The sequence below is a fragment of the Cryobacterium breve genome (assembly GCF_004402375.1).
In the GTDB taxonomy this organism is placed as follows: domain Bacteria; phylum Actinomycetota; class Actinomycetes; order Actinomycetales; family Microbacteriaceae; genus Cryobacterium; species Cryobacterium breve.
The window spans coordinates 1-26,098 of sequence record NZ_SOGJ01000034.1 but is presented as its reverse complement, the minus strand read 5'-3'; the positions used below and the strand labels follow the sequence as shown (position 1 = coordinate 26,098).

At 68.2% G+C, this 26,098-nt stretch carries 17 protein-coding genes and 1 pseudogene; 8 read left to right on the top strand and 10 right to left on the bottom strand.

Annotated features, from left to right (window positions below; all coding sequences use genetic code 11):
- Positions 1-31: 31 nt before the first annotated feature.
- From E3O65_RS17300 to E3O65_RS14655, 3 genes are read right to left on the bottom strand one after another with little or no spacing between them, the layout of a single operon-like run.
- On the bottom strand, positions 32-1,753 hold the full coding sequence (locus tag E3O65_RS17300) for a DUF7059 domain-containing protein (RefSeq protein ID WP_241985758.1): 1,722 nt from the start codon (positions 1,751-1,753) through the stop codon (positions 32-34).
- A 44-nt stretch (positions 1,754-1,797) separates the two neighbouring features.
- Positions 1,798-2,715 (bottom strand): SDR family oxidoreductase, encoded by a 918-nt coding sequence (locus E3O65_RS14660; protein WP_134364470.1) that lies wholly within the window; start codon positions 2,713-2,715, stop codon positions 1,798-1,800.
- Between the two features lie 16 nt (positions 2,716-2,731).
- Entirely contained in the window at positions 2,732-3,781 is a 1,050-nt protein-coding gene (locus tag E3O65_RS14655; protein ID WP_134364469.1) for a LacI family DNA-binding transcriptional regulator, read from the bottom strand.
- Between the two features lie 292 nt (positions 3,782-4,073).
- Between E3O65_RS14655 and E3O65_RS14650 the strand changes: the two genes are divergently transcribed.
- The 5 genes from E3O65_RS14650 to E3O65_RS14630 all read left to right on the top strand — a co-directional run bounded on the left by E3O65_RS14650 (position 4,074) and on the right by E3O65_RS14630 (position 10,181).
- On the top strand, positions 4,074-5,330 hold the full coding sequence (locus E3O65_RS14650) for a sugar ABC transporter substrate-binding protein (protein WP_134364468.1): 1,257 nt from the start codon (positions 4,074-4,076) through the stop codon (positions 5,328-5,330).
- Between the two features lie 6 nt (positions 5,331-5,336).
- Positions 5,337-6,431 (top strand): carbohydrate ABC transporter permease, encoded by a 1,095-nt coding sequence (locus E3O65_RS14645; protein ID WP_134364467.1) that lies wholly within the window; start codon positions 5,337-5,339, stop codon positions 6,429-6,431.
- Positions 6,428-7,336, top strand: coding sequence for a carbohydrate ABC transporter permease (locus E3O65_RS14640; protein ID WP_134364466.1), 909 nt, complete (start codon positions 6,428-6,430; stop codon positions 7,334-7,336). Before E3O65_RS14645 ends, E3O65_RS14640 begins: the two co-directional genes overlap by 4 nt.
- A gap of 78 nt (positions 7,337-7,414) precedes the next feature.
- The gene (locus E3O65_RS14635) at positions 7,415-9,526 is read left to right on the top strand and encodes a glycogen debranching N-terminal domain-containing protein (protein ID WP_134364465.1); all 2,112 of its coding nucleotides are present in this window, start codon (positions 7,415-7,417) and stop codon (positions 9,524-9,526) included.
- Positions 9,527-9,869: 343 nt separating this feature from the next.
- Positions 9,870-10,181, top strand: a complete 312-nt coding sequence (locus tag E3O65_RS14630) for a hypothetical protein (protein WP_166785768.1) — start codon at positions 9,870-9,872, stop codon at positions 10,179-10,181.
- Between the two features lie 196 nt (positions 10,182-10,377).
- On the opposite strand, the gene E3O65_RS17495 is transcribed toward E3O65_RS14630, so the two are convergent.
- From E3O65_RS17495 to E3O65_RS14610, 3 genes are read right to left on the bottom strand one after another with little or no spacing between them, the layout of a single operon-like run.
- Positions 10,378-12,540 carry an FAD-dependent monooxygenase gene (locus E3O65_RS17495; RefSeq protein WP_198411692.1) on the bottom strand — a complete coding sequence of 721 codons (2,163 nt, stop codon included), beginning with the start codon at positions 12,538-12,540 and terminating at the stop codon, positions 10,378-10,380.
- A 5-nt stretch (positions 12,541-12,545) separates the two neighbouring features.
- Positions 12,546-13,835, bottom strand: coding sequence for a type III polyketide synthase (locus E3O65_RS14615; protein ID WP_134364463.1), 1,290 nt, complete (start codon positions 13,833-13,835; stop codon positions 12,546-12,548).
- 56 nt (positions 13,836-13,891) lie between these two features.
- Positions 13,892-14,740, bottom strand: a complete 849-nt coding sequence (locus tag E3O65_RS14610; RefSeq protein ID WP_166785770.1) for a phosphatase PAP2 family protein — start codon at positions 14,738-14,740, stop codon at positions 13,892-13,894.
- A 356-nt stretch (positions 14,741-15,096) separates the two neighbouring features.
- Here E3O65_RS14610 and E3O65_RS14605 point away from each other — a divergent pair, with 356 nt between their 5' ends.
- Positions 15,097-16,035: a phosphodiesterase gene (locus E3O65_RS14605; protein WP_134364461.1), complete on the top strand. Its 939-nt coding sequence runs from the start codon at positions 15,097-15,099 to the stop codon at positions 16,033-16,035.
- Here the strand turns inward: E3O65_RS14605 and E3O65_RS14600 are convergent.
- The 4 genes from E3O65_RS14600 to E3O65_RS14585 form a co-directional block, all read right to left on the bottom strand.
- Positions 15,965-17,713, bottom strand: coding sequence for a stealth family protein (locus E3O65_RS14600; RefSeq protein ID WP_134364460.1), 1,749 nt, complete (start codon positions 17,711-17,713; stop codon positions 15,965-15,967). The genes E3O65_RS14605 and E3O65_RS14600 overlap by 71 nt on opposite strands.
- Before the next feature lie 349 nt (positions 17,714-18,062).
- Entirely contained in the window at positions 18,063-19,988 is a 1,926-nt protein-coding gene (locus tag E3O65_RS14595) for a thioredoxin domain-containing protein (RefSeq protein ID WP_134364459.1), read from the bottom strand.
- Between the two features lie 21 nt (positions 19,989-20,009).
- Positions 20,010-20,696, bottom strand: coding sequence for a nicotinamide riboside transporter PnuC (gene pnuC / locus E3O65_RS14590; RefSeq protein WP_134364458.1), 687 nt, complete (start codon positions 20,694-20,696; stop codon positions 20,010-20,012).
- A gap of 60 nt (positions 20,697-20,756) precedes the next feature.
- A complete protein-coding gene (locus tag E3O65_RS14585) occupies positions 20,757-21,590 on the bottom strand; it encodes an aldo/keto reductase (RefSeq protein WP_134364457.1) in 834 nt (277 codons plus the stop codon).
- A gap of 91 nt (positions 21,591-21,681) precedes the next feature.
- Here E3O65_RS14585 and hrpA point away from each other — a divergent pair, with 91 nt between their 5' ends.
- Together hrpA and E3O65_RS16780 are read left to right on the top strand one after the other, a co-directional pair.
- The gene (gene hrpA / locus E3O65_RS14580) at positions 21,682-25,629 is read left to right on the top strand and encodes an ATP-dependent RNA helicase HrpA (protein WP_166785769.1); all 3,948 of its coding nucleotides are present in this window, start codon (positions 21,682-21,684) and stop codon (positions 25,627-25,629) included.
- A gap of 98 nt (positions 25,630-25,727) precedes the next feature.
- A pseudogene (locus tag E3O65_RS16780) lies at positions 25,728-26,098 on the top strand (hypothetical protein); the annotation flags it as partial.

The following is a 26,098-nucleotide window of genomic DNA, read 5'->3' as shown; positions in this document are numbered from 1 at the left end:
GGCGGTCTCGCGAGCGGCCGGCGACCACGCATCAGTCGAGCGGATGCTGCAGGAAGCCGTCGACGAGCAACTCCCGCACGCGCGGGAGCAGGTCCGCGGCGAGTTCGCTCTCGTCGACGGCGAGCAACTGGGCCAGCGCGGCGACGATCGAGCCAACGTCGAGGTCCCCGTCGGAGGCACCCACCAGCGCGGCGAGGCCGGTGTCCAGGGGGATCGACCGACCGAAGCCGGTGCCCTGGTGCAGCGTCATCAGGGTGGGGTCCTCCTGGCCGGGCCAGTAGTGCCGTTCCTCGGTGACATCGGATGCGACGGCGAGCCGCGCGCGGGCGAGTCGGGAGTCATCCGTCGCCGCTTGCCAGTCGTGGGCGGCGAGGCAGGCGGCGAGGTGGCTGCCCATGCCCCCCGGGTTATGGCCGAGGGCACCGGGGACACGTTCGAGGCGGCGGAGTGTGGGGGTGCCGGCGGCCGGGCGACGCAGCAGCATGTAGCCGAAGCCGACCTGGCTCACGCCGCGCGCCTCGAAGTCGTCGAGCCACGCACCGGAGAGGCGGTCGAAATCGGCGGTGTCGGCGCGGGTGCCGCCATCACGGATCCAGGTCTCGGCGTAAAGCGCGGGGGCCTGCACCTCGCGTTCGATGATCCAGGCGTCTAGTGAGATGGTATCCGCGGCCGTGGCGCCCGCGCCCCCGGCCCCGGCCGCGAAAGAATTCGACGGAGATTTTGCTCCCAGAGGGGTCGCAGATGTCGAATTCGGAGTGTTTCGGGCAACATCTCCGTCGAATTCGTCAGGGCTCATGAGGACGGATGCCGGTGCGGAAACCGGTGCGTCGAGCCAACCGGCCAGGCGCTCGAACGCGTCCTGGCCGGCGTGATATTCCCAATTACCGAGCAGCTGGGCGACGCCGCCGGGCGTGAGGTGGTCGGCCGCACCGCGCACCACCGCCTCGACAAGGGCGTCGCCGACCATGCCGCCGTCACGGTATTCATAGGCCGGAACTCCCGGCACGCGTGGGGTGATCACGAACGGCGGGTTGGAGATGATGTGGTCGAAGCGCTCCCCTGCGACCGGTTCGAACAGACTACCGAGCCGGAACTCGATATTGCCGATCTTGTTCAGCTGGGCGTTCAGCGCGGCGAGTTCGAGGGCCCGCGCCGAGATATCGGTGGCAACCACCCGGTCGGCGTGCCGGGACGCATGCATCGCCTGGATCCCGCAGCCGGTGCCCAGGTCGAGGGCGCTGGTCACCGAGGTCGGGATCAGCAGCCCACTCAGCGTGAGGGATGCCCCGCCAACGCCGAGCACGTGGCTTTCGCCGAGCGGGTGGCCCAGTGCGAGCTCGCCAAGGTCGGACAGAATCCACCAGCTTCCGGCGCCGTGCGCGTCGACGAAGCTGTACGGCCGCAGTTCGAGAAGTGGGCGCACGGCACCGGCGGCGTGCGGTTCGAGGAAGGCGACGACGGATGCCACGAGACCGAGCTCCTCGGCCCCGGCGGCGCCCAGTACGGGGAGGGCGGCGTCGAGATCAGCACGGTCCACGGGCAGGCCGAGCACGAACAGTCGGGCCAGCGTGGCGCAAGGATCGGCGTGCCCGAGCGTCTCCCGCAGGCCCTCCAGTGCACGCAGGGCCGGGACCCGCTGATTACGGCGCAGAGCGGCATCCGCTTCGATCCCCCACAGACCGGTGAGGGCCGGGACCGAAAAATTGGCGGCGGCGAGGTCAGAGCGGAGGAGGTCGATCAGTGCAGAGGTCACCCGTCTATTCAACTGCACCCCGTCGACGGTGCCGGCCCGCAGGGTCAGCGGCGCTCCTCGGCCACGCTGTTGCCACCGTCGACGACGATGGTCTGACCGGTGACGTACGACGCTCCCGGCGAGGCCAGCCAGGCGATCACGGAGGCCACCTCTGCCGCGGTCCCGCTGCGCCCGACGGGCACGAGCGCACCCTCGACCGCCTCGCTCTCCAGTTGAGAACCGGTCTCGATCCAGCCCGGCGCGACCGCGTTGGCGGTGATGCCGAGCCAGGCCTCGTCCACGGCGAGCGCCCGGGTGAGCCCAGCCAGACCAGCCTTCGCGGCCGCATAGGTCAGGTCCCCGCGCGACGCCATCACCGGCCCCGACACGCTCGACACCGTGACGATGCGCCCCCACGTCGCCGCGTGCATGAAGCCGATCACGGTGCGAGTGGCGTGGAACGCGGTCGACAGGTTGATCGCGAGGCCGCGGTCCCACTCGTCAGGGGAGGTGGTGCTCGCGTCGCCGCGCAGCATCTCGGCGTCGCCGACCGCGACCATGCCCGCGTTGTTCACCAGAATCGTGGGGGCCAGTCCCGCGTCGGCGAGTGCGTCGGCGAGCACCAGGGCGCCGGCCGCCGAATCGAGGGTGCAGACGATGCCGGAGGCCGCGATGCCCAGCTCCGTCAGCTCGGCCGCCCGCTCGTGCACACGTTCGGTCGTGGCGGTGAGCACGACGTCCGCACCGAGCTCACCCAGCATCCGCGCCGCGGCGAATCCGATCCCGGAGGCGCTGCCGGCCCCGGTGACCAGGGCGGTGCGGCCGGCGAGATTCCACGCGCCGGGCAGGACGAGAGCGCGTGGGACCGGAGCCCCGCCAGGAACAGGGAGCCCGACGGCATCCGGGGCACCAACGGAATCCGGGCCACCGACAGTTGGGGCACCGACGGCAAGAGGGACACCGACAACCTCAGGCAGAGTCATGGCGCCATGTTAGCGGCTACCGGGCCACGTCCATCGGGATGGCGGCGAACTCCCGCACGACCAGGCGAGGGGCGATCAACCGGTGCCGAGGTTCGTCCGACTCGGGGGCACCGTGCACCTTGCCGCCGAACTCGCCGGTCAGCAGTTCGAGCACGCCGGCGGCGACCTCGTCAACGGCCTGATCGATGCTGGAGAGCCCGATCGCGGCGGCGACAGGCGTGTTGTCGTAGCCGGTGACCGGCACACGCTCGGGGTTGGCGATCATCGCCCCAAGGGCGAGGGAGTCGCTTGCGCAGAGCACCGCGTCGACCTGGCCGGCCTGCTGCCGCAGCCGCTGCATGGCTGCTGTGCCCTGGCTGACACCGTCGGTGGTGACGACCTCGAGCCGGGCAAGGTCAGAGGCAGAGACATCGCCGCGCAGGGTCATCGCGTCGTACCAGCCCCGTCGGCGTTCGTCGCCGGTGCCCGACGGGCTGGGCCAGCCGATGTAGGCGATGCGCCGGGCTCCGGCCTCCTGTTGTGCCCGGGTGGCATCCTGCAGGCCGGACCAGCCGTCCACATCCACCCACAGGTGCTGCGGGTCGTTCATGTCGTCGACTCCCCACGGACGCCCGAAGGTGACGAAGGAGATGCCGTTCTCGATCAGCCAGCGGGTGCGCGGGTCGCCGGCGAACGTCGACGTGAGCACGAAACCGTCGACATCCGCGCCGTCGTTCAGGCGCCGGAACTGGGTGATCTCGTCTTCGGGGCTTGTGGCCGTGAAGAGCAGCACACGCAGCCCCTGCGCGTCGGCCTGCTCGGTCAAGGCGTGCAGAAACCGGTCGAGCACCGAACCGGAGATGCCGTCGATCATGGGGTCGAGGCGGATGCCGATGGTTGAGCTGCGCCGCGTTCGCAGCCGGCGGGCGGAGGCGTGCGGCCGGTATCCGAGCTCCTTGATGGCAGCCTCCACCCGCTCGCGGGTGTCGGCGCGAACGATGCCGGGCGAGTTCATCACATTCGAGACCGTCTGGCGGGAGACGCCGGCCGCGAGCGCGACATCCGTCACCGTGGGAAACCCACCCATAGCCGCTCCTGCCCCAAGCCTTTGCCGGACGCGCCTGCCCCCGAGGGTTGATCGATCAAATACCGTTCCCCAGAGAGTACCGCGTCCCGCCGGATCGGCGGGACTGTCGGGGTGACTGGAGATCGGCGTGCCGGTCAGGGCATTTCCCGCTCGTCTCCCCCACCTACCCGAATCCCCGGAAACACAGGCATTTGATCGATCAAAAGAAAAGTTTGATCGATCAAATATATTCAGCTATCGTGACCTCTACACAAGCAAACGCGCATCGATGCGCGACACAAGGAGAAACAAGATGCAACGACGCAACTCTCGCTGGTTGATCGGAACCGGGCTCGCCGTGGCCGGCGCCCTCACTCTCAGCGCCTGCAGTTCCGGATCCGGATTCGGCGACACCGCCGATGCGGGCGGAGAGCTCACCAGCGATTCCTCGCAGGGACTCAACATCCTGATCGGCTCCAGCGGCGACGCCGAGACCGCATCCGTCAACTCTGCCGTGGCAGCCTGGTCCGAGAAAACCGGCACCGACGCCAAGGTCAGCGTGGCCAGTGACCTCAACCAGCAGCTCGCCCAGGGCTTTGCGGCCCAGAAGCCGGCTGACGTCTTCTACCTCTCGACGGATGCCCTCGCCGGCTATGCCTCGAACGGCTCGCTCCTGGCCTACGGCGACGAGCTCGCCAACAAGGACGACTTCTACCCGAGCCTGGTGAGCTCCTTCACCTACGACGGCGAGTTCTACTGCGCACCGAAGGACTTCTCGACCCTGGGTCTGGTCATCAACACCGATCTCTGGGCTCAGGCTGGGCTCACCGATGCCGACATCCCCACCACCTGGGATGAGCTCGCCGCCGTCAGCAAGACCCTCACCACCGACACCCAGGTCGGACTCGCCCTCGGCGGCGAGTACGCCCGCCTCGGCGCATTCATGGCCCAGGCCGGCGGCAGCCTGATGAGCGAGGACAACACCGAGGCCACCGCGAACAGCGCGGAGAGCGTCGCGGGCCTCGAATACGCCAAGATGCTCCTGAACGACGGGGTGATGAGTTACGCCAGCGAAATCGGTGCCGGCTGGGGCGGCGAGGCGTTCGGCAAGCAGCTCTCGGCCATGACCATTGAGGGCAACTGGATCACGGGCGCGATGAAGAGCGACTTCCCCGAGGTCAACTACACGGTCGCCGAGCTGCCGGCAGGGCCTGAGGGCCAAGGCACACTGCAGTTCACCAACTGCTGGGGCATCGCCGCCGACAGCCCCAACCAGGCTGCCGCCCTCCAGCTGGTGGAAGAGCTCACCAGCAAGGACGCCCAGCTCACCTTCTCCGAAGAGTTCGGTCCGATGCCCTCGATCCAGTCGGCCGCCGCCGAGTGGAAGAACGCCAACCCCACCCTCGTGGCGTTCCTGGATGGCGCCGACTACGCACAGGGCGTACCCAATGTGAAGGGTGCCGCTGACGTCACGAGCGACCTGAACGCGCAGCTCGAGTCGCTGAAGACCGGGGACGCGCAAGCGATCCTCGACTCCGTGCAGCAGAACCTCGAAGCCCTGCTGAAGTAGTCCATCATGTCGACGCCTGCACGCACGCCTCGCCGCTCCGGCATCCGGGGCGGCGAGGCCGCCTCGGGGTGGCTCTTCACGGCCCCGATGATCATCCTGCTCGGCATGTTCCTGGTCATCCCGGTACTGATGGCCCTCTGGGTCAGCTTCTCCGACTGGAACGGCCGCGGCAGCCCCTTCAGCGGCACGGTATCGTTCGTGGGCCTCGACAACTACTCCGCACTGGTCGGCGGCGGCGGCCTGGCCGAACAGGACTTCGGAACGGCGCTGCGCAACAATGCCTGGTACGTGCTCCTGGTCGTGCCGATCCAGACCATGCTGTCGCTGCTGCTGGCCGTGCTGGTCAACCGGCAGATCCTGCGCGGCCGCGGCTTCTTCCGCACCGCGTTCTACTTTCCGTCGGTGACCAGCTCGGTTGCCATCACCGTGCTCTGGCTGTTCCTGTTCAGCGCCAGCGGCGCCGTCAACAAACTGCTCGCCTTCATCGGCATCAACGGCCCGAACTGGTTCAACGACCCCAGCGGTGTTCTGCACAACTTCCTCGGCCTGATCGGTGTCGAGACCGGCCCGGCGGCGCTCACCGGCAACACGTTCCTCGGCATCTCCTTCTGGGAGTGGCTCGCCGGGCCATCCGTGGCCATGAGCGCCTTCATTCTGATGGCCGTGTTCACCACCAGCGGCACGTTCATGCTGCTGTTCATCGCCGCGCTGCAAAACCTCAGCGGCGACGTCGTCGAGGCCGCCATGATGGACGGCGCCAACGGCTGGCAGCGGTTCTGGCGGGTCACCCTCCCCCAGCTGCGGCCGACCCTCTTCACCGTGCTCACACTCGGACTGATCGGTGCCTGGCAGGTCTTCGACCAGATCTACACCGGCACCCAGGGTGGGCCAGGCAAGACCACGCTCACACCGGCCTATCTCTCCTATCAGGCCGCCTTCACCAATCAGGCCTGGGGCCAGGGCGCCGCAATCGCATTCATCCTGTTCGTGATCATCGTGGTCTTCACCCTGTTCCAGCGTTGGCTGCTGGCCGAACGCCAGGTCTCCGCCCGCCGGATGCGTCCGTATCAGCCCCAACCGACATCCGGAGGTTCGAAATGAGCACCCCGACGAAGACCAGAGTGCGCTCGGCCTCTCCCTCCCGACGGCTGCGCGCCCTGAGTCGGGAGCAGCTGCCTACCCCCGCGATCGCCGGCCGGTCGCTGCTCTACGCGATCCTGGTCGTGCTCGCGATCATCTACATCGCCCCGTTCCTGGTTCAGGTTGCCACCTCCTTCAAAACGGATGGCGACGCCGCCAGCAATCCCATGTCGCTGGTGCCGCAGACCTGGTCCACGGCCGCGTACGAGAAGCTGTTTCTCAACTCTGACTTCCCGGTCTGGTTCCAGAACTCCGCCATCGTCACGGTCTTCGTCACCCTCGGTCGCGTGTTCTTCAACTCCCTGGCCGGTTACGCCCTCGCCCGGTTGCACTTCCGGGGCCGCAATGTGATCTTCGCGCTGCTCATCGCCGTGATGAGCGTGCCCGGCGTCGTGCTCCTGATCCCGAAGTTTTTGGTGATCAACCAGCTCGGCATCTACGACACCTACGTGGGCATGATCGTGCCGCTACTCACCGACGCCGCCGGCGTGTTCATCATGAAGAACTTCTTCGAGTCGATTCCGGCCAGTGTGGAGGAGCAGGCCCGCATCGACGGGGCCGGCACCTTCCGGGTGTTCTGGTCGATCGTGCTGCCGATGGCCCGTCCGGCTCTGGTGACCATCATCATCCTGTCGTTCCAAGGCAGCTGGAACGAGCTGTCGCACTTCATCGTCGCCACGCAGTCACCCGAGTTGACGACCCTGACCAAGGGCGTGGCATCGCTGGCGTCTGGTCAGCTCAGCCAGGGCACGCAGTACCCACTCAAGCTGGCCGCGGCGGCGATCATGACCATCCCGGTCGCGGTGATGTTCTTCATCTTCCAGAAACGGATCATGAACACCACCGACGGTGCGGTGAAGGAATAGCCCTTCTCCCCTCCCCCGTTCTCCCTTCACTCGCCCCGCAGATCCGCACCACAACACCTCTGGAGTCGTACCTCGCTCATGTTCTCTCACCCTGTCCAGCCTCTGCTCCATGATTCCGCCATCGTTCTGGCGGCCCCCACCCAGGCGTGGTCGCGGTCCGACGGGCGCATGGAACTCCCGATCCACGGGCTCTACCACGCCGATACCCGGATTCTGTCCGGGTGGAGCCTGCTGGTCGGAGGCCAGGCCGGCGAAGCAATCGGCCTGGCTCACAGCGGCGCCGGGGCGGCCACCTTCACCTCGCTGCTGCGCCACCTCGACGACCGTACCGCCGATCCGCGGCTGCGGCTTGAAGTCACCCGCACGGTCACCGCTGGGCAGATGACCGAGCGGATCGAGATCATCTCCGGACTCGAAATGCCTCTCGACACGACCGTGTCCGTGCGGCTGACGCCCGATTTCGCCGATATGCAGACCGTGAAGGCCGGCCTCGCTGGCGCAGCCGAGCGCACCGCTTTCGGGGACGCGGACCTGCCCGAGGCACCGGATGTCGACGTTTCGGAGGCGAGTGGGGGCATCCGGCTGTCGACCGGCACCGTGTCGGCGCTGGTACGCGCCAGCGGCGACGGGGTGCTGGTGGGCTCGTCGGAGGTCACCGGCACCGCGGTCACCGGCGGTGTGGCGGCCGGCACCGAGGGCACCGGCGGTGTGGCTTCAGGCGCTGTGGTCACCGGCACCTGGTCGGTGACGGTGCCCCCGAAGGGCAGTGTGACCGTGGAGTGGACCGTGGATATCGCGCACTCGGCCACCGTGGTGCAGGGAGCAACCGGGTTGCCGGAGTGGTCCGGGGTGTCGGTGCGCTCCGGCGACGCGCGACTCGGCCGCTGGGTGCAGCGGGCGCTGGACGACCTGACCGGCCTGCGGATGGCCACCCGGGAAAGTCCGGACGAGCCGTTCCTGGCCGCCGGCGCACCCTGGTTCTTCACCCTGTTCGGCAGGGACTCGCTGTGGGCGGCGCGTTTCCTGCTGCCGCTCGGCACCGACATCGCCGGTTCCACGCTGCGCCTGCTGGCCCAGCTGCAGGGCACGAAAAGCGATACCGAGACGGCGGAGCAGCCGGGCAAGATCATGCACGAGCTGCGCCCCGACGTGTTCTCGATGCCGGGCGAGAGCCTGTCGCTGCCGCCGCTCTACTACGGCACCGTCGACGCCACCCCCCTCTGGATCTGCCTGTTGCGCGACGCCTATCGGTGGGGTCTGGCCGCGGCCGAGGTCGAGGCCCTGCTGCCAGCCCTCGAAGCGGCCCTCGGCTGGATGCGCGACTTCGGCGACAGCGACGGCGATGGTTTCCTCGAATACGTCGACATCACTGGCCACGGCCTCGCGAACCAGGGTTGGAAGGACTCCGGCGACTCGATCCAGTGGCGCGACGGCAGCCTCGCCGACGGGCCGATCGCCCTCTGCGAGGTTCAGGCCTACGCCTACGAGGCGTATATCGGCGGCGCCGACCTACTCGATGCCTTTGACCGTCCCGGAGGCGCCGCCTGGCGGGCCCGGGCGGAAGCGCTCCAGACCCGGTTCCGGGAGGCGTTCTGGATCGACTCGCCGGCCGGCCGTTACCCGGCCGTCGCCCTCGACGCCTTCAAGCGCCCGGTCGACACCGTGACCAGCAACATCGGTCACCTGCTCGGCACCGGGCTGCTCTCCGCGGAGGAATCGGCCCTCGTTGCCGCCCGGCTCGTGTCCCCGGAGTTGAACTCCGGCTACGGCCTGCGCACGATGTCGACGGATTCGGCCGGCTACTGGCCGCTGAGCTACCACGGTGGCTCGGTCTGGACCCACGACACTGCCATCGCCATCGCCGGACTTGGGCGCGCCGGATTCGGCGCCGAGGCTGGCCTCCTGATCGAAGGGCTGCTCGCGGCGGCCGAATCGTTCGACTACCGCCTGCCGGAACTGCACTCCGGCGACGCGTCCAGCGCGGTCGCGGCCGCGGTGCCCTACCCGGCCGCCTGCCGTCCGCAGGCCTGGTCGGCCGCCGCCGCAGTGTCCGTGCTGGGCACCGTTCTCGGCCTGGTTCCCGACCCGGTCACCGGACACGTCACCTCAACCCCGATCACCCCCGCCGTCGTGGGTGACGTCACCGTGCATGGCCTCCACACCACGCTGGTCTCGGCTCCGGTGGGCTAGTTCCGCGGCCCAGGGCGGTCAGCCCGGCTCCTGGCCGGCCGACCGACCGGCTGGCCGACCGCGTGTGTGGCTAACTCAGGAGATTCGGGGAAGAGCAGCTGCGCCACCGCAGAGTTCCGCGTATTCCTGCGGAGTTCATCAGGGCTGCCGCAGCGTCCGCTCGCTTCTCCTGAATTAGCCCCACTCTGGCTGCCCCACCGGGCCGGGCCGGGTTGGGTCGGCCGGGTCGGGTTGGCCGGGTCGGCCGGGTCGGCCGGGTCGGCCGGGCCGGGTTGGGTCGGCCGGGTCGGCCGGGTTGGCCGGGTTGGGTTGGGACGGGTCGGGTCGGTCAGCCGATACCACGATGCATAGCTCCTGCAAATTCTGGTTCGGGCTTGAAACCACCCCCGGTATCCCACGTGGAACCGTGCCGCCGCTGCGTCAAATTGCGGAGGTATACATACGGATCGTTCTGCACTCCGGAATCGGGAACAACAACAACAACAACACCAACAACACCAACAACACCAACAACACCAACAACACCAACACCAACACCAACACCAACACCACCCTCGGCCGCCGCGCGCACCTCTCGGGGCCAACTCAGGAGATTCCGGGAAGCAGTGACCGCGTCACCGCAATGTTTCGCACGTATACGAGGGAGTTCCGCTAGAGCAGCCGTACCATCCGAAGGAGTCTCCTGAGTTAGCCCCCTGATGACCGAGCGGAGCGACCCGAGCGGAGCGACCCGAGCGCGCAGACCGAGCGCGCAGACCGAGCGGAGCGGAGCGACCCGAGCGGAGCGACCCGAGCGGAGCGACCCGAGCGCGCAGACCGAGCGCGCAGACCGGGCGCGGGCTGGCAGCGGACTAGAGCCAGCGCATGGTGAAGGCACGGGCGAGAACGGCGCTGGCCGGCGGCACCGCGAGCGTGCGAACGAGGCCGTTCCGCAAACGCAGGCGAAGGCCCTGCACAGGGCCGCCCATCGCCATGTTGAAGCCGGCCTGCCGGGCGGCCATCCGAGCGCTGCGCCGGCGGCGGCGATCGTAATGTCCGAGAACGGAGGCAGCGGCAGCCGGGTCTCGCAGCGCCTGCTGCAGCGCCGGGGCCAGCTGCAGGGCGTCAAGCCAGCCGAGGTTCATGCCCTGCCCGCCGATCGGGCTGATCTGATGAGCCGCGTCCCCGATGAGCACAACCCGCCCGGCCACCAGACGCGCGGCGAGGCGCTGCTGCACCGAGAAAGCGCTGGCTCCTGCGGTCGTCGGAGGCAGGTACACGCCGGTACGGGCACGGATGAGCATGGCCAGGTCCTCGGACGTGGCATCCGTCATCAGGGTCGGGGTCATGGCCACCCAGCGGCGCCGTCCTCGGGGCAGCGGGAACGACTCGACCACGCCACCCCGCTCGAAGAAGAGCACGGCCTCCCCGGGGTACTCCCCAGTGTCGGGATAGTCGCACATCAGATATGTCTCGCCACCGGTGCGGGCGGCAGAGCGGATGCCGAGAAGGTCACGCACCAGACTGCGCGCGCCGTCGGCCGCCACGACGTAGCGGGCCTCGAGAGTCTGCGCGGTCGTCCCGCCGGTGCGAACCGTGTCGACCGACACTCGGTCCCCCAGGTCGCAGACCCCGGTCACGGTGACACCTCCGCGCAACCGTCCGGGCGCGAGCTCCGCGAACCGAGCACGCAGCACCGCCTCGGTCTCGGACTGCGGCAACGAGATCACACTCTGCGTGCGGTCGGCGGACTCGGTGAAAGCCATCCGGCCCAGGGTGCGCCCGTCCGAGCGCACCACACCGCCGCGGATGCGCACCGCCCGGCCGATCACCTGCCCTGCGACACCCAATTGTTCCAGCGCCCGTAACGACGGTGGGTGGATGCCGATGGCCCGGGACCTCAAGGACGGCTCGACACGCTGCTCGAGCACCTCCACGTCGACGCCGCGAACGGCCAGCAGCCCAGCGAGCAGGATGCCGACCGGCCCTCCGCCGACCACGATCACGTCCGGCATCTTCTCCTGTGCCTGCGACTGCGCCTGCGACTGCGCCTGCCCCTGTGGCTGTGACCGCTCCTGTGCCTGCGACTGCGCCTGCTCCTGCTCCTGCTCCTGTGACTGTGACTGTGACTGTGACCGCTCCTGTGTCTGCTCTCGACCCTGCCGCCGCCGAGCCTGCTCACCGCTGTGGCTCGACAGTGCCCGTTCCGGTCGAGAATGCCCGCCCGGCGAGTCTCTCTCGACCGAAACGGACACACTCGCTGACCCGGTCTCCGCGGAGTCCTTCTTCGTCGGAACGGACCCAGCCGACGCCACCCAGCGCAGCACGAGGCGTGACGGATGCTCGCGCGTCACCTGCCACCCGGGCGGCACGACCGCGCGAAGCTCGGGTGCCGTGAAACTGCGGCGAATGGAGGTGAGCCCGTCGTCGCGGATGAACGACCCGCGAAACAGCGGCCACGTGCCAAGACCGAACCCAAGGTACGCGAACCGGCTGCGCTCGATGTCAGCGTGCAGCACCCGGCCGGCGGACTTCAGCCCCAAGCCGGCCAGCAGCTCCGAATCGGCGAGCAGTCCGCCGAGCTGCTCGCCGGTCAGGTGGTGCAGCACATGGTTGGAGACCACGAAATCGAATCGGAGCCCTTCGGCGATCAGATCAGAGCTGAGCGCCCGCCGGAACGTGAGTCTGGGCATCGGCGGCAGGCTCGTCGAATAGGCGTGCGCGCGGGCATCCGGGTCGATGGCCGTGACCTGCAGTCGCAGGCCGTCGCGGGCAGCCCAGCGGGCGAGCGCGCGGGCCACATCGCCGCCGCCACACCCGACGTCGAGCAGTGTACTGTCCCGGGTCGGCGACAGCACCGGCCGGATCTCGCGCCGGTACATCCCCCGCCAGCCGGACACCGCGGCGTTCACGAATCGGAAGTTCGCATACGTCCCGGCAAGCTTGTCGGGATCGCAATCGGGATCGTCCATGAACTCGACGGCATCGCTCGCGCGGCGACGCAGCGAGGGGATGCGCAGCGAGGGGATGCGCACGCCCGCTACCCTGCGGTGACGGTCATCAGACCCGATTCGACCGTGAGTCCCGGGCCGAACGCCATCGCGCAGACCCGCTCGCCGGCATCCGTTGCCGGGGCGTCGAGGATGGCCTTGAGCACGAAGAGGATCGTCGCGCTGCTCATGTTGCCGTAGTTGCGGAGCGTCTCCCGCGAGGGCACGAGCTGCGCCTCGCTGAGCCCGAGCTTCGCCTCGGTCTTATCCAGGATGCTGCGCCCGCCCGGGTGGATCGCCCAATGCGCGATCGCGCTGGCCGGTGTGGCCCCCGATATGGCTCCCGGTGTTTCGTCCGAAACAGCGACGGGAACCGGCGCGATCAGGGTCGTCACCGACCCCGCCGACACGGGTACACCCATCGACACCGAAGAAGAATGAGGCACGGGCACGGGCACCGGCACCGGGGCCGGGGCCAGCACGGCGCTGAGCGTTGCGTCGCGGGCGAAGAGGGGCGCGAGCGCGCCCTCGATGTGCTGGTCGATGATGTGCGGAACGTAAGTGCTGAGGATCATCTCGAACCCCTCGTCGCCGATCTTCCACGCCATGTCCCCCTCACCGATAGGCGTGATCATGGTGTCGAAGAGGTCGAGCTCGAGTGCCTTCTCGCCCGCCACCGGGGAGCGCGAACTCACGATTCCGGCCGCCGCGCCGTCCGAGAACAGTGAGGACGCGACGATGGTGTCGGGGTCGTCCGAGGTGCGCAGGTGCAGGGAGCAGAGCTCGGCGCTGACGACGAGCACCACGGCGTTCGGGTCGGCTTCCACGAACTGCTTGGCCGTGCGCAACGCCGGCATCGATGCGTAGCAGCCCATGAAACCCAGGTGGTAGCGCTGGGTGGAGGGGTTGAGTCCCAGCTCGCGCACGAGCATGTAGTCCGGTCCGGGCGCGTAGAAACCGGTGCAGGACACGGTCACCACATGGGTGACGTCCGACGCCTCGATTCCGGGGCACGCCTCGAGGGCCCGCCGCCCCGCTTCCACAAACAACTTCGTCGCCTCGACGATATAGAGCTCGTTGCGCACCCGCGTGCTCGGCCGCAGCAGTTGCTGCGTCGTCCCGTCAAAGAATTGCGGATCGGGCGACGACGCCCCGTCGAGGGTGAGCTCGTCGATCACACTGTGCCTGGTGTCGATTCCGGACAGGTTGAACGACGCCGACACCAACCGTTGGGCCAGCCGGCTGAGCCCGGTCTGCGCCGCGAACACGTCGCGCACCTGATCCTGGATCAGTACTGTCGGGGGAACCACGGTCTGAAGCGCTCTGAGAGTGACGGACATAGCCACCAGTGTTACACGCCGCCCTGAACGGGCGCACCCCCGGATTTGGCCTCAGATCAGGGCAGCCGCGCGAACAGACGGATGCCCGTGAGACCGATTCCGAGCCCCGCGGCGACGATCGCGGTGACGCCCCCGATATAGGCAATGAGGGTGCTCGGCGTGTCGCCGAACGCCCTGAACCAGGTCACCAAGAATGCGGCCACCGCGACCACAGCGACGGGAATGAAGATGCGCAGTTGGAGGCGGTCGACCCCGGAGGGACGGATGGTGCGCCCCTCGCCGAGTGTTCCCCTGCACCACGGGCCACGGGTCAGGACGAGGCCTGCGACGCAGCCCCAGATGGCGACGACGAGGAGTGCCGCGATCACATCGCTCGGCCGGTGCCAGCCGTTGGCCAGCGTGGCCACGCCCGCCACGATCGCGAAGCCGGAGCCGCCCAGGGCGGCCAGCCCACGTGTGCGTGGGCTCACGACCAGGAACACGGCGAGAGCGGATGCCGCAGCGACCGTCGTATGCCCTGAAGGGAATGAATTGCCGTCGTAGCCCTCAATGCCGAGGTCGGGACGCGTCAGGATGGCCATCTTCAGAAGTTGCGTGCTGACAACGGCACCCAGCGCGGCTCCGAAGGCCACAATCAGGGTCTTCCCGTTGCGGCGCACCACCGTCACGACGCCCGTGAGCAGCAAGCCGATCACGACGGACACGAGCGGGACGGCGTCCAGAAGCTCCTGGGCCCAGGGTGTGACGCTGCGCCGACCGAACTCGGCCCCGTCGAAGGCGAGTTGGTCCATGGCCTGGCCGGTGAGGGTGCGCACGAAAAAGACGTAGAGCCCGGCGAACAGGGCGATGCCCGCAAACGCCCCCGCGAGGTAGCGAACGGGGCTGATCGTCGGAGAGGTGCGCACGATCAAGCTTCGCACGGTGCTGAGGCCCCGAGACCCCGTTCGGGGCCGGCGCAGCGTGAAAGATGAATGAAAAGGAGAGCGATCAGGCTCGGGCCGCCCCAAAACCGCACCGCAGGAGCAACAAGTCAGGGCTGCCCCATCCATGCAGCCGCTGCAGGCCGCGGAGGGCGGCGGAGGGCGGCGCGAAGAAGGTCGAGTCCCGAGACCGCGACCGGCCTGCGCGCGGAAACGAGTCTCCGGGCCCTTCGTGCTGTTCGCCAGCCATTCACCCCCGGTTCAGCCCATACTGGTGAAATAATCGGAGTAGAGTCAGCGAACTCACCGAAGAGTGCTTAGCCCCAACGAATGGAAGCTCCGTGAACATTCGAACGGCCGAATACCCCAGGCCGGATCATTTTCTGCTCCACCTCAGCGACACGCACCTGCTCGCGAATGGCAGGCGCCTCTATGACCGAGTCGACAGCACCGCACACCTGACGCAACTCTTCGCGGAGGTCGAAGCCTCAGCAGGTCGGCCGGACGCCATCATCATCACCGGCGATCTGGCGGACAAAGGCGAACCGGATGCCTACCGCGCGCTCCAGGGTATCGTCGAGCCGGCCGCCGCACGGCTGGGAGCACGGGTCTTCTGGGTGATGGGCAATCACGACGACCGCGCGTCCTTCCGCAGCACACTGCTCAATGAACCGGCATCCACCGAGCCGATCGACCGCGTCGACTTCATCGGCGGCCTGCGCCTGATCACCCTGGACACATCCGTTCCCGGCCATCACCACGGCGCCGTGACCGAGGCGCAGTTGACCTGGCTCGCCGAGCAGTTGAGTGTTCCGGCGCCCGACGGCACCATCCTCGCCATGCACCACCCGCCCGTGCCCAGCGTGCTCGATCTGGCCGTGTCGGTCGAGTTGCGGGACCAGGGCCGCCTGGCCCACGTGCTACGCGGCACGGATGTCCGCAGCATCTTGGCCGGGCACCTGCACTACTCGTCGATGGCCACGTTCGCCGGCATTCCGGTGTCGGTTGCATCGGCCACCTGCTACACGCAAGACCTCAATGTTCCGGTCGGCGGCACCCGCGGCCGCGACGGCGCCCGCACATTTAATCTGGTGCATGTTTTCGCCGACACCGTGCTGCACTCGGTTGTGCCGCTGGGCGAGTACCCGGCGCTGGAATACGTCGAGGCCGCCGAGAGCGCGCGGCGCTTGGCGGCCGACGGCATCCGAATCATGCCCGCGGGTACTCTGCCAGGGTTCCGTGAATCCCCGATGACCACACCGATCCGGGTTCGCCGCTAGCCAGCGCAGGGTGCCCGGCCTGGGCTGAACCGGAGGACTGGTCGGTCGCGGCCTGGCTCGCGCGCTCCCACGGGGCGACGATCGGGAAGTACCGCTCGAGAAAATCGGTCACGGCCGCGCGGCGCACGTCGTCGGAGATCTCAGGGTTGCTGCCGTCATTGAGACAGAACATGTCTTGATCGCGGCGTTTGCGCAGAGCGTTCATCTGGCGCAGCGCCAGCTTCAGGGTTGTCTCGATGTAGAGCGAGCGCGCCTGGGTCTGCGCCACCGCGCGCCCTGTCATCAGCGCGTAATAGTGGTACAGGGAGTTCGTCACCGAGATATCGGTCGCGGAACGGAACTGACTGGCCGCGGTGCGGGCGAAATCAGCGGGGAACTCCGCCTCGAGTTCCTCCATGACGCTCTTGCGCAGCGGCGCCGCCGTGTGCTCGAGGTGCCGGGTGGTGACCTTGCCGAACCGCTCGCGCAGCAGCGCCCGGTTGACTCGGGCACCGTTCTCGAACCCGCTGCGGGTGGTGTTGTTCTCGCCAAGGCCGATCCGGGTGGACGCCTCAATGAATTTGGTCACGCCGCCCGGCGAAAAGAACAGCTCCGGACCGACCGGACGGCCGAAGAACATATCGTCATTGGAATACAAAAAGTGCTCGGCCAGCCCGGGGATGCGGTGCAACTGGCTCTCCACGGCGTGCGAGTTGTGCGTGGGCAGAACGCTCAGGTCGGGGAAGAAGTCCTCACTGCGCATGATGGTGACGCGCGGGTGCTCGGCCAGCCACTCCGGGGCCGGCGAATCCGTGGCGATGAAGATGCGGCGCACCCAGGGAGCGAACATGTAGACGCTGCGGAGCGCATACTTGAGCTCGTCGATCTGGCGGAAACGGGCATCCGAGTCGTCGCCGTCGCCGACGACGTAGGCCTTCATGCGCTTGGCCCGTTCACGCTGGAAGTCGCTCGATGAACCGTCGACCCAGGAGAAGACCATGTCGATGTCGAAACTCACGTCGCTGGCCAAGTCATCGAACATGTGCTGCAGGGTGCGCCAGGTGCGACCGAAGAGCTCGATCGTGGTCTCGCGGGCCTCAGAGCGGGGCAGCCGCGCCCGCATCAGGGAGTTCTCGACCGGCGCGACGATCTCGTCGTCGCCGAAATGCCAGAGCTCGAATTGGAACGCCGTTTCGGCACCGTAGCGCAGGCGGCCGATCGGTTCGATGCGCGGTCGATAGACCCGGAAGACGGATGATTTGCGCAGCGTCGACAGGGCGCCGTCGGCCAGCAGCAGGGCCGGAGTCAGACTGCCGTCGAGGGGTTTTGCGTAGAAGGGCTCGTTCGCGAATTCCTCGGCAAGCACCCGGGTGAGGTTCTTGCGGCAGGTGCGGTCGACCGCGATCACCGGGCGGTCGTTGTCCCCGCGCACGAGCAGGAAGTCGATGCCGGCCCGTTCGAGGGCGTCACGCATCGCGAGGAGGTCCTTGACCATCGACTCGTGCGGAGTGAAATGTCCGTTGATCAAGTTGATCTCACCCTTGCGCACGACCACGTCCTCGCGGTCGAAACGGCGGGTGCGCGGGTCGGGTGAGAGCAGCACGAGCTCGGGCTCACTGCTCAGGGACAGTGCGGGCAGGGTGCCCGCAGGGTCGGTCGCAACGCGGCGCTCGGTGTCTGTGCGGTCGAACGTGACCATGGTCCTCCTCGAGAAGAATTGGGAACACTCATTCACGAGGCAACCACACGCAATGCCAGGGAGAGTGCGTCCGTTGATGCGGGACGGCAACGCCTGTTCAGAGACCGGGATCGAAGCAGTCGGTGGAACGCGGTGGCGCGTGCTCATTCTATGTGGAGCGCACACCTCCGCGGACTCCCGCCCGGCGCAGCGCCGACCCGCGGCGTCCGTTGTGCGGCATTGATGCCGAGGAGGCCGATGGTCAGTGCCAGCAACAGCGTGACCAACTCGTGTGCGATGTTGGGCACGGCGAGCCGTCGGCTTGAGATTACTGCGGCGGGAAGTCGCCCTGGCGATTATTGAACGGGTGTCACCGCCCAGGCAGATCAGCGGGGTCGGTGACGGGCAGTTGGCAGGCGAAGTCACGGCAGAGGTACGCCGTCGGCCGGCCCTGATGCGCGGCCCGGTCCCGGAACAGCTCGAAACCGGCGCCGGCGAAGGCGCGCGCCTGGCTCTCGGTGACGGATGCGACGAGCCCGGTTCCGCGGCGGCGAACCACGTCGAGCAGGCTCGCGGTTTCTCCGGCGGCAGCCTCATCGGGTGATGAAGCGTCGGGCACGACGACCAGGAGCTGTTCGACGGGGCCGTTCAGCGCACCCGACAGTCGCAGCGCCGCTCCGAACGCCAACGGTCGTTCGAGGGCTCGGTTGCCGAGCACGGCCATCGCGGCGACAGCGGCGGCCCGATAACGGTCCTCGCCGGTCAGCAGGTAGAGCAGATTCGCCGCGTCGGCGGCGGCGCTGATCCCGGACGGATAGGCACCCTCCGACGGGTCGACATCCTGGGCGAGTCCCTGCCCGGCAAGCACCGGATCGGGCCCGTCCGGGGCGCTGAACGGCATCCCGCTGGGACTGTCGGCGGCGGGCGGTACCGTTCCGGCATCCGTTCGACCCAGCGTGCCGTCGATGAGTCGACGCGCGGTCGTCGCGTAGCGCACCTCGCCCGTTGCCAGGGCCAGCTCGAGGAGACCTCGTGCCCACATCCCGTAGTCCTCCAGGGTGGCCTGCGCGGTCGATGCGCGCCCCGCGATGGATGCCCGAACCAGGCTCCCGTCGCGGCGCACGTGCTGTGCGAGGAGGTAGTCGGCCGCAGCCGCCGCGGTAGCCGTGAATCCGGGATTGCCGAAGGCGAAGCCGGCCCGGGCCAGTGCGGCGATGGCCAGGCCGTTCCAGCCGGTGAGCACCTTCTCGTCGAGGGCCGGCGGGGTTTCCTGCAGTCGGGCGTCGGCGTCCAGACCGTAGTAGGCCCCCTCCACCCGGCGCCCACCCACCGTGCTCTCGGAGTCCTGCGCGCTGGCGAAACCGCCACCGGGCAGGCGCAGCACGGTCGTCAGGAAGCGGGCGACGCCTTCGGCGACGGTGCGCGCCCACTGCTGCCCGGTGATCTGCCAGGCCTGCGTGTAGAGGTCGAGAAGCTGGGCATTGTCGTAGAGCATGCGCTCGTAGTGCGGGTCGGTCCAGTCCTGGTTCACGGCGTAGCGGAAGAACCCACCCTCGACCGGGTCACGAAGGGGCGAGGCTCCGACGCCCTTCAGCGTGCGCAGCGCGAGGGACTGCCCTTCTCCCGCCGCTGACCCTTCTCCCACCCAGCCGAGCAGGAAGCCGAGCACCGGAGCCACGGGAAATTTGGGCGCGCCGCCGAATCCGCCGAAGCGGGGGTCTTCCATGCCCACGAGTTCGGCCTGGGCCCGGGCGAGCGCGTGCGGGCCTGGCAGCGATCCACCGACGACCGGCACAGCGGCGGCCGCGAGGGCCTTGGCCACGAGGGATGCGCTCTCGGTGACCTCGACGCGGCGGGTGGTCCAGGCATCCGTCACCGCTTCGAGCACCTGCCGGAACGACGGATGCCCTGGCAACGGCGACGGCGGAAAGTACGTTCCCGCGTAGAAGGCGGCACCCTCAGGGGTGACGAACACGTTCAGCGGCCAGCCGAGCCCGCCCACGAACGCGCTGGCCGCGGCCAGGTAGGTGGCGTCGACCTCGGGGTGTTCCTCCCGGTCGACCTTGACGCTCACGAAGTGCCGGTTCAGGTAGTCGGCGAGCTCGGGGTCGCTGAAGCTCTCCCTGGCCATGACGTGGCACCAGTGGCAGGTCGAATAGCCGATCGAGACGAGCACGGGCACATCGCGCAGCCGGGCTTCGACGAAGGCCTCCGCGCACCATCCGTACCAGTCCACGGGGTTGGCGGCATGCGAGCGCAGATACGGGCTGATGGCGTCGGCGAGGCGGTTGGGCATGCCTCCATTGTGCCCTCCCGTTCAGGAACGGGTGGCGGCCTGGTCGGCGGCCGGGGATGCTGTCGCCGGGCGGCGTTGCACGCGCATCCAGATGAAGAAGCCGACGAGGGTGAACGCCCCGTAGAAGATGTACAGCACAGCGGATGCGTAGTATCCGGCGCTCAGCAGCAGCGGAACCCCGACGAGGTCGACGGCCACCCAGATCAGCCAGAACTCGGTCCAGCCCTTCGCCATCCCGTAGGTCGCCAGCAGCGAGCCGGTGAAGATCCAGGCGTCGGCCCAGACCGGTTCGAACGAGCCGAGCGCCCGGAAGACGGGCGTGAGGATCAGGGTTCCAGCCACGAGCCCGAGGCCGAGCAGGATCCGGACGCGGTTCCCAGCCCAGTGCGGCGCCACGGCGGCCTGCGCGACCCCGCGGCGATGCTGGGACCACTGGATCCAGCCGAAGATGGACACGACGATGAACATGATCTGCCGACCCGCCTGCCCGAGCAGGTTGACCGGATTGGGGGTTCCGAAGACGGCACCGAGGAACACCGTGAACAGCAGCACGTTCCCGACGATTCCCACCGGCCAGGCCCACACCTTGCGGCGCATGCCGCCGACCGCGCTCAGGATGCCGAAGGCGTTGCCGATGATCTCGCGCCAGAGAATCGTCTGGGTTCCGATCTGCAGCTGTGCGTCGAAAAGCCACTCGATCGGGTTCATCCGTCAACTTCCTCGCTGGGCGCTTCCCGCCCAACCCAACCTAACGCGCCGGTCGGCGGTTCAGTTGACGTCGTCGGGGTGCGCGCTCACGCGGCCGACGCGCTCGAGCGCGGTGATCGTGGCGAGCTCGGTGTGGCTCAGCTCGAAGTCGAACACGTCGAAGTTCTCGGCCATGCGCTCGCGACGGTTTGACTTGGGGAAGACGATGTTGCCCATCTGCAGGTGCCAGCGGATGACGACCTGCGCGGGCGTCTTACCGTGCGCCTCGGCGGCGACGGCGACGACGGGCTCCTCGAAGAGCGGGTACTTGCCCTGTCCGAGCGGCCCCCACGCCTCGATCCGGATGCCATGGGCACGGGCGAACGCTGTCACCTCGGGCTGCTGATGCGCCGGGTGCAACTCGATCTGGTTGACGGCGGGCACGACATCCGTCTCCGCCAGCAGGCGCGCCAAGTGCGGAGCCAGGAAGTTGGACACGCCGATCGAGCGGGCCCGGCCCGACTCACGGATCTGTTCGAGCGCCTTCATGCTCTCGACGTAACGGTCCTTCGCGGGTGCCGGCCAGTGGATCAGGTAGAGGTCGACGTAGTCGAGCCCGAGCTTCTCGAGACTCTCGTCGAACGCGTCGAATGCCGACGCGGTGCCCTGCCGGTCGTTCCACAGCTTGGTGGTCACGAACAGGTCGGGGCGCGCGATCCCGGATGCCCCGAGCGCGGCCCCGACACCGGCCTCATTCCCATAGATGGCGGCCGTGTCGATATGCCGGTAGCCCGTTTCGAGGGCGTCGCTGACGATGCGGGTGGTCTCTTCCGGTTCGACCTTGAAGACACCGAACCCGAGCTGCGGGATGGTGTGGCCGTCGTTGAGAGTGAGAGTGGGAACGGAAATGGTCATCAGCCCACCCTAGGTCGGGCCGCCGACGCGAGCGGGCGCGGCATCCGTCGTTCACCGCATGGTCACACGGAGGTCATACGATAGAAGGCTCATGATCCCCGTCGAAATCTCCTTTCCGCCCGAGCTTCCGGTCAGCCAGCGCCGAGAGGACATCGCCCGCGCCATCCGCGACAACCAGGTGGTCATCGTCGCCGGCGCGACGGGATCCGGCAAGACCACGCAGCTGCCGAAGATCTGCCTCGAGCTGGGCCGGGAGAACATCGGCCACACCCAGCCCCGTCGTCTCGCCGCGCGCACGATCGCGGAGCGCATCGCCGAGGAACTCGGTCAGGAAGTGGGCCAGACGGTCGGCTACCAGGTGCGTTTCACCGACCAGGTCGGCCCCGACACCCGCATCAAGCTGATGACCGACGGCATCCTGCTCAACGAGATGCACCGCGACCGAATGCTGCGCAAGTACGACACCATCATTATTGACGAGGCGCACGAGCGCAGCCTCAACATCGATTTCCTGCTCGGCTATCTGCGGCAGCTCCTGCCCCAGCGCCCCGACCTCAAGCTCATCATCACCTCCGCCACGATCGACCCGCAGAGCTTCGCCGAGCACTTCGCCACGCCCGACGGCACACCGGCCCCGATCATCGAGGTCTCCGGGCGCACCTACCCGGTCGAGATCCGCTACCGCCCGCTGGTCGTCGAGGCGATGGACGGCGACGACGACGACACGACGGATGCCGCGCCTACCGTCGACCGGGATTACATCGAGGGGATCTCCGCCGCGCTCGATGAACTCGAAAGGGAGTCCAGCGGCGACGTTCTGGTCTTCCTCAGCGGCGAGACCGAGATCCGGGATGCCGCGGACGCGCTGCAGGGCAAGTACGCCTCTTCGGCGCGCACCAGCCCCACCGAGATCCTTCCCCTTTACGGGCGACTCTCGTCCGCCGACCAGCACAAGGTGTTCCAGCCGTCGAAGGTCGCCGGCGTGCGGCGCCGCATCGTGCTGGCCACGAACGTGGCGGAGACCAGCCTGACCGTGCCGGGCATCCGTTACGTCATCGATGCCGGAACTGCGCGGATCAGCCGGTACAGCGTCCGTTCGAAGGTGCAGCGGCTGCCGATCGAGGCCATCTCGCAGGCGTCCGCGAACCAGCGCTCGGGACGAAGCGGGCGCACCAGCGACGGCATCGCCATCCGCCTCTATTCGGAGGACGACTTCGGCCGCCGCCCCGAGTACACCGAGCCGGAGGTGCTGCGCACCAACCTGGCCGCGGTCATCCTGCAGATGATCTCGCTCGGCCTCGGCGACATCGCGGCGTTCCCATTCCTCACCCCGCCCGACTCGCGCGGCATCAAAGACGGCCTCGACCTGCTCGCCGAGCTCGGCGCGGTCGTACCCGACACGGCCGGCCACGGCGCCGGCAACAAGTCGGGCGGCAGGTCCGGCAACTCCCAACCCGGTATCTCCCAGCTGACCCGCATCGGCCAGCAGCTCGCGAAGCTGCCCATCGACCCTCGGTTCGGGCGGATGGTGATCGAGTCGAAGACGCAGGCGGTGAGCCGCGAGGTGATGGTGATCGTCTCCGGACTCACCATCCAGGACCCGCGCGAACGGCCGCTCGAGCGCCGCGCGCAGGCCGACCAGCAGCACGCCCGGTTCACCGACCCGACGAGCGACTTCCTGAGCCTGCTGAACCTCTGGAACTACCTCGAGCTGCAGCAGAAGGAGCTCGGTTCCAGCGCGTTCCGCCGACTCTGCAAGAACGAGTTCCTCAATTACCTGCGCGTGCGCGAATGGCAGGACGTGTACAAGCAACTGCGTCAGATGGCCAAGCCGCTCGGACTCCACATCGGCGATCCCAGTGTGAACCCCGACGGCATCCACCGTTCCCTCCTGGCCGGTCTGCTCTCCCACATCGGGCTCAAGGACATCGCCAAGAAGGATTACATCGGCGCTCGGCAGCAACGGTTCGTGATCTTCCCTGGCTCGGCGCTGGCCAAGAAGCAGCCGAACGCAGTGATGAGCGCCGAATTGGTCGAAACCAGTCGCCTCTTCGCTCGGATGAACGCGGTCGTCGACCCGGCGTGGGCCGAGCCGCTCGCCGGAGACCTCTGCAAGCGCAGCTACTCCGAACCGCACTGGGAGAAGAAGCAGGGAGCCGTCGTCGCCTATGAGCGGGTCACCCTCTACGGGGTGCCGATCGTGCCGCGTCGTCGGATCCAGTTCGCTCGAGTCGACCCGGCCTACGCCCGCGACCTGTTCATCCGGCACGCTCTCGTCGAGGGTGAGTGGGACCTCGACCGCATCGACCAGCGCGTCACGGCCTTCGACCGGGCCAACACGAGCCTGCGCAAGGAGCTCGCGGAACTCGAAGAGCGCACGCGGCGCCGCGACATCCTGTTCGACGACGAGGCCGTGTTCGAGTTCTATCAGAAGTTGATTCCCGCCGACGTATGCTCAACGCGCACATTCGAGACCTGGTGGCGGCAGGCGCGCGCGCAAACGCCCGACCTGCTCACGATGACCGCCGAGGCGCTGGTCCCCGAGAACGCACCGGAGATCGACGAGGCCGTTTTCCCGCCGATCTGGCGCCAGGGTGACCAGAAGTTCGCGCTCAGCTACCGGTTCGAGCCCGGCGCCGATGACGACGGCGTGGCCGTGCAGATCCCGTTGGCCTTGCTCGCGCGGCTCTCCCCCACCGGGTTCGATTGGCAGGTTCCGGGACTCCGGGCCGACCTGGTCACGGCGTTGATCAAGTCGCTGCCCAAGAGCATCCGTCGAAACGTGGTGCCCGCGGGCGACTGGGCGACGCGGCTGCTGAACGAGCTTCCGGCGGCGCCGGGCGAGGTGTCGGTCGGAGCATCGGGCACGGGCGGGGTGTCGGTGGCGGTCTCCACAGGCCGGGCCTCCGATCGGTCGGTGTTCGACCGTGACGACATTCCGTTCACCGAGACCCTTGCTGCCCTGATCCAGAAGCTCACCTATGTGCCGGTTACCGCGAACGACTTCGAGCTGGGCCGGGTGCCGGCCCACCTCCGCATGACGTTCCGGGTCGTCGACGAACGCGGGCGGCCGATCGCCTCCGGCAAGGATCTGCCCGACCTGCAGCGACGCCTCGGCAACCAGGCCCGCGAAAGCGTCGCCGCGGCATCCGCCGCCACCCCCACCAATGCGATCGAGCGTTCCGGACTCATCACCTGGGATTTCCCCGAGCTGCCCCGTTTCCTCGACACGAAGCAGGGGGACAACACCATCCGCGGTTACCCGACGCTGGTCGACGAGGGCACCTCGGTGGCCATCCGCATGATGAGCACGGAGGCCGAGCAGGCCCGCACCCTGCCCGGCGGGGTGCGGCGGCTGCTTCTGCTCGCGACGCCGTCCCCGGTCGCGTACGTGCAGCAGCACCTCACCGGGGCCGAGAAGCTCAGCCTGGCCACCAGCCCGTACCGCACCACCCAGGCGCTGTTCGACGACTGCCTCGCGGCGAGCGTCGACGACGTTCTGTTCCGGGTGAAGCCGGGCGGGCAGGTTTTCATGCGTGCGGAGTTCGACACCGTCCGGGACCGTGTTTCCGGCGTGGTGATGGATTCAATGTTTGACACGGTCGGCCTTGTCGCGCGCATTCTCGCCGCGGCCCGCGTCGCCGACAAGGCGCTCAAGGCCTCCACCAGCATGGCCCTGCTGCCTGCCCTGACGGATGCCCGCGCGCAGCTCGCCGGGCTGGTCTATCCCGGTTTCGTGAGCGCCACGGGCCTCGCCCAGCTGCGCCACCTGCCGCGCTACCTCGCGGGCATCACCGCCCGCATCGTGAAACTCGGCGACAACCCGAGCCGCGACCGGGTTTGGATGAACGAGAGCCAGTCGGCCACCGGCCGGTTCGTGGACGCCGGCGGCACGATCCCGCTGCCGGCGAACGCGGCCGTCAACCTCGTGCGCGCCCGCTGGCTGATCGAGGAGCTGAGAATCAGTCTCTTCGCCCAAGAGCTCAAGGCCGCGGAGCCCGTCTCCCTGCAGCGCATCCACAAGGCCCTGACCGGCTGACGGGCGCCTCGACGGCCAGTAGTCGCTATCTACGAATTTACGTTCACAATAGATGATCAACCATGGTGGATATGTTCTATTTGAGGTAGACTCATGTTGTGACGAACCTCCTGGAAATCCTTGATGCGGATGCCGCGCCCGGTCCGTGTGCTGCGACGCGGGTGGTTGCCGAGTTGCGGGCCTTCGCGGCGGGGCTCGGGGAATCTCTGCGGTGTTCGGGGGTGCGTGGTTTCGACGATGACGGGCTGTTGCTGGTGACGGCGGCGGTAGAGGTGCTCGGCCGGCGGGTGGACGCGTTGCGGGTGGCGGTGGCGGCGGAGGTCGCTGATCGGTCGCGTCCCGAGCTCGGCAGTGGGCAGTTGTCGGCGAGGAAGGGGTGCCGCAACGCCGGGGAATTGCTCGAGCGGGTGACGTTGGTTTCGGGGCCGACCGCGGGGCGGCGGATGCGGTTGGGCAAGCAGCTGCGCAC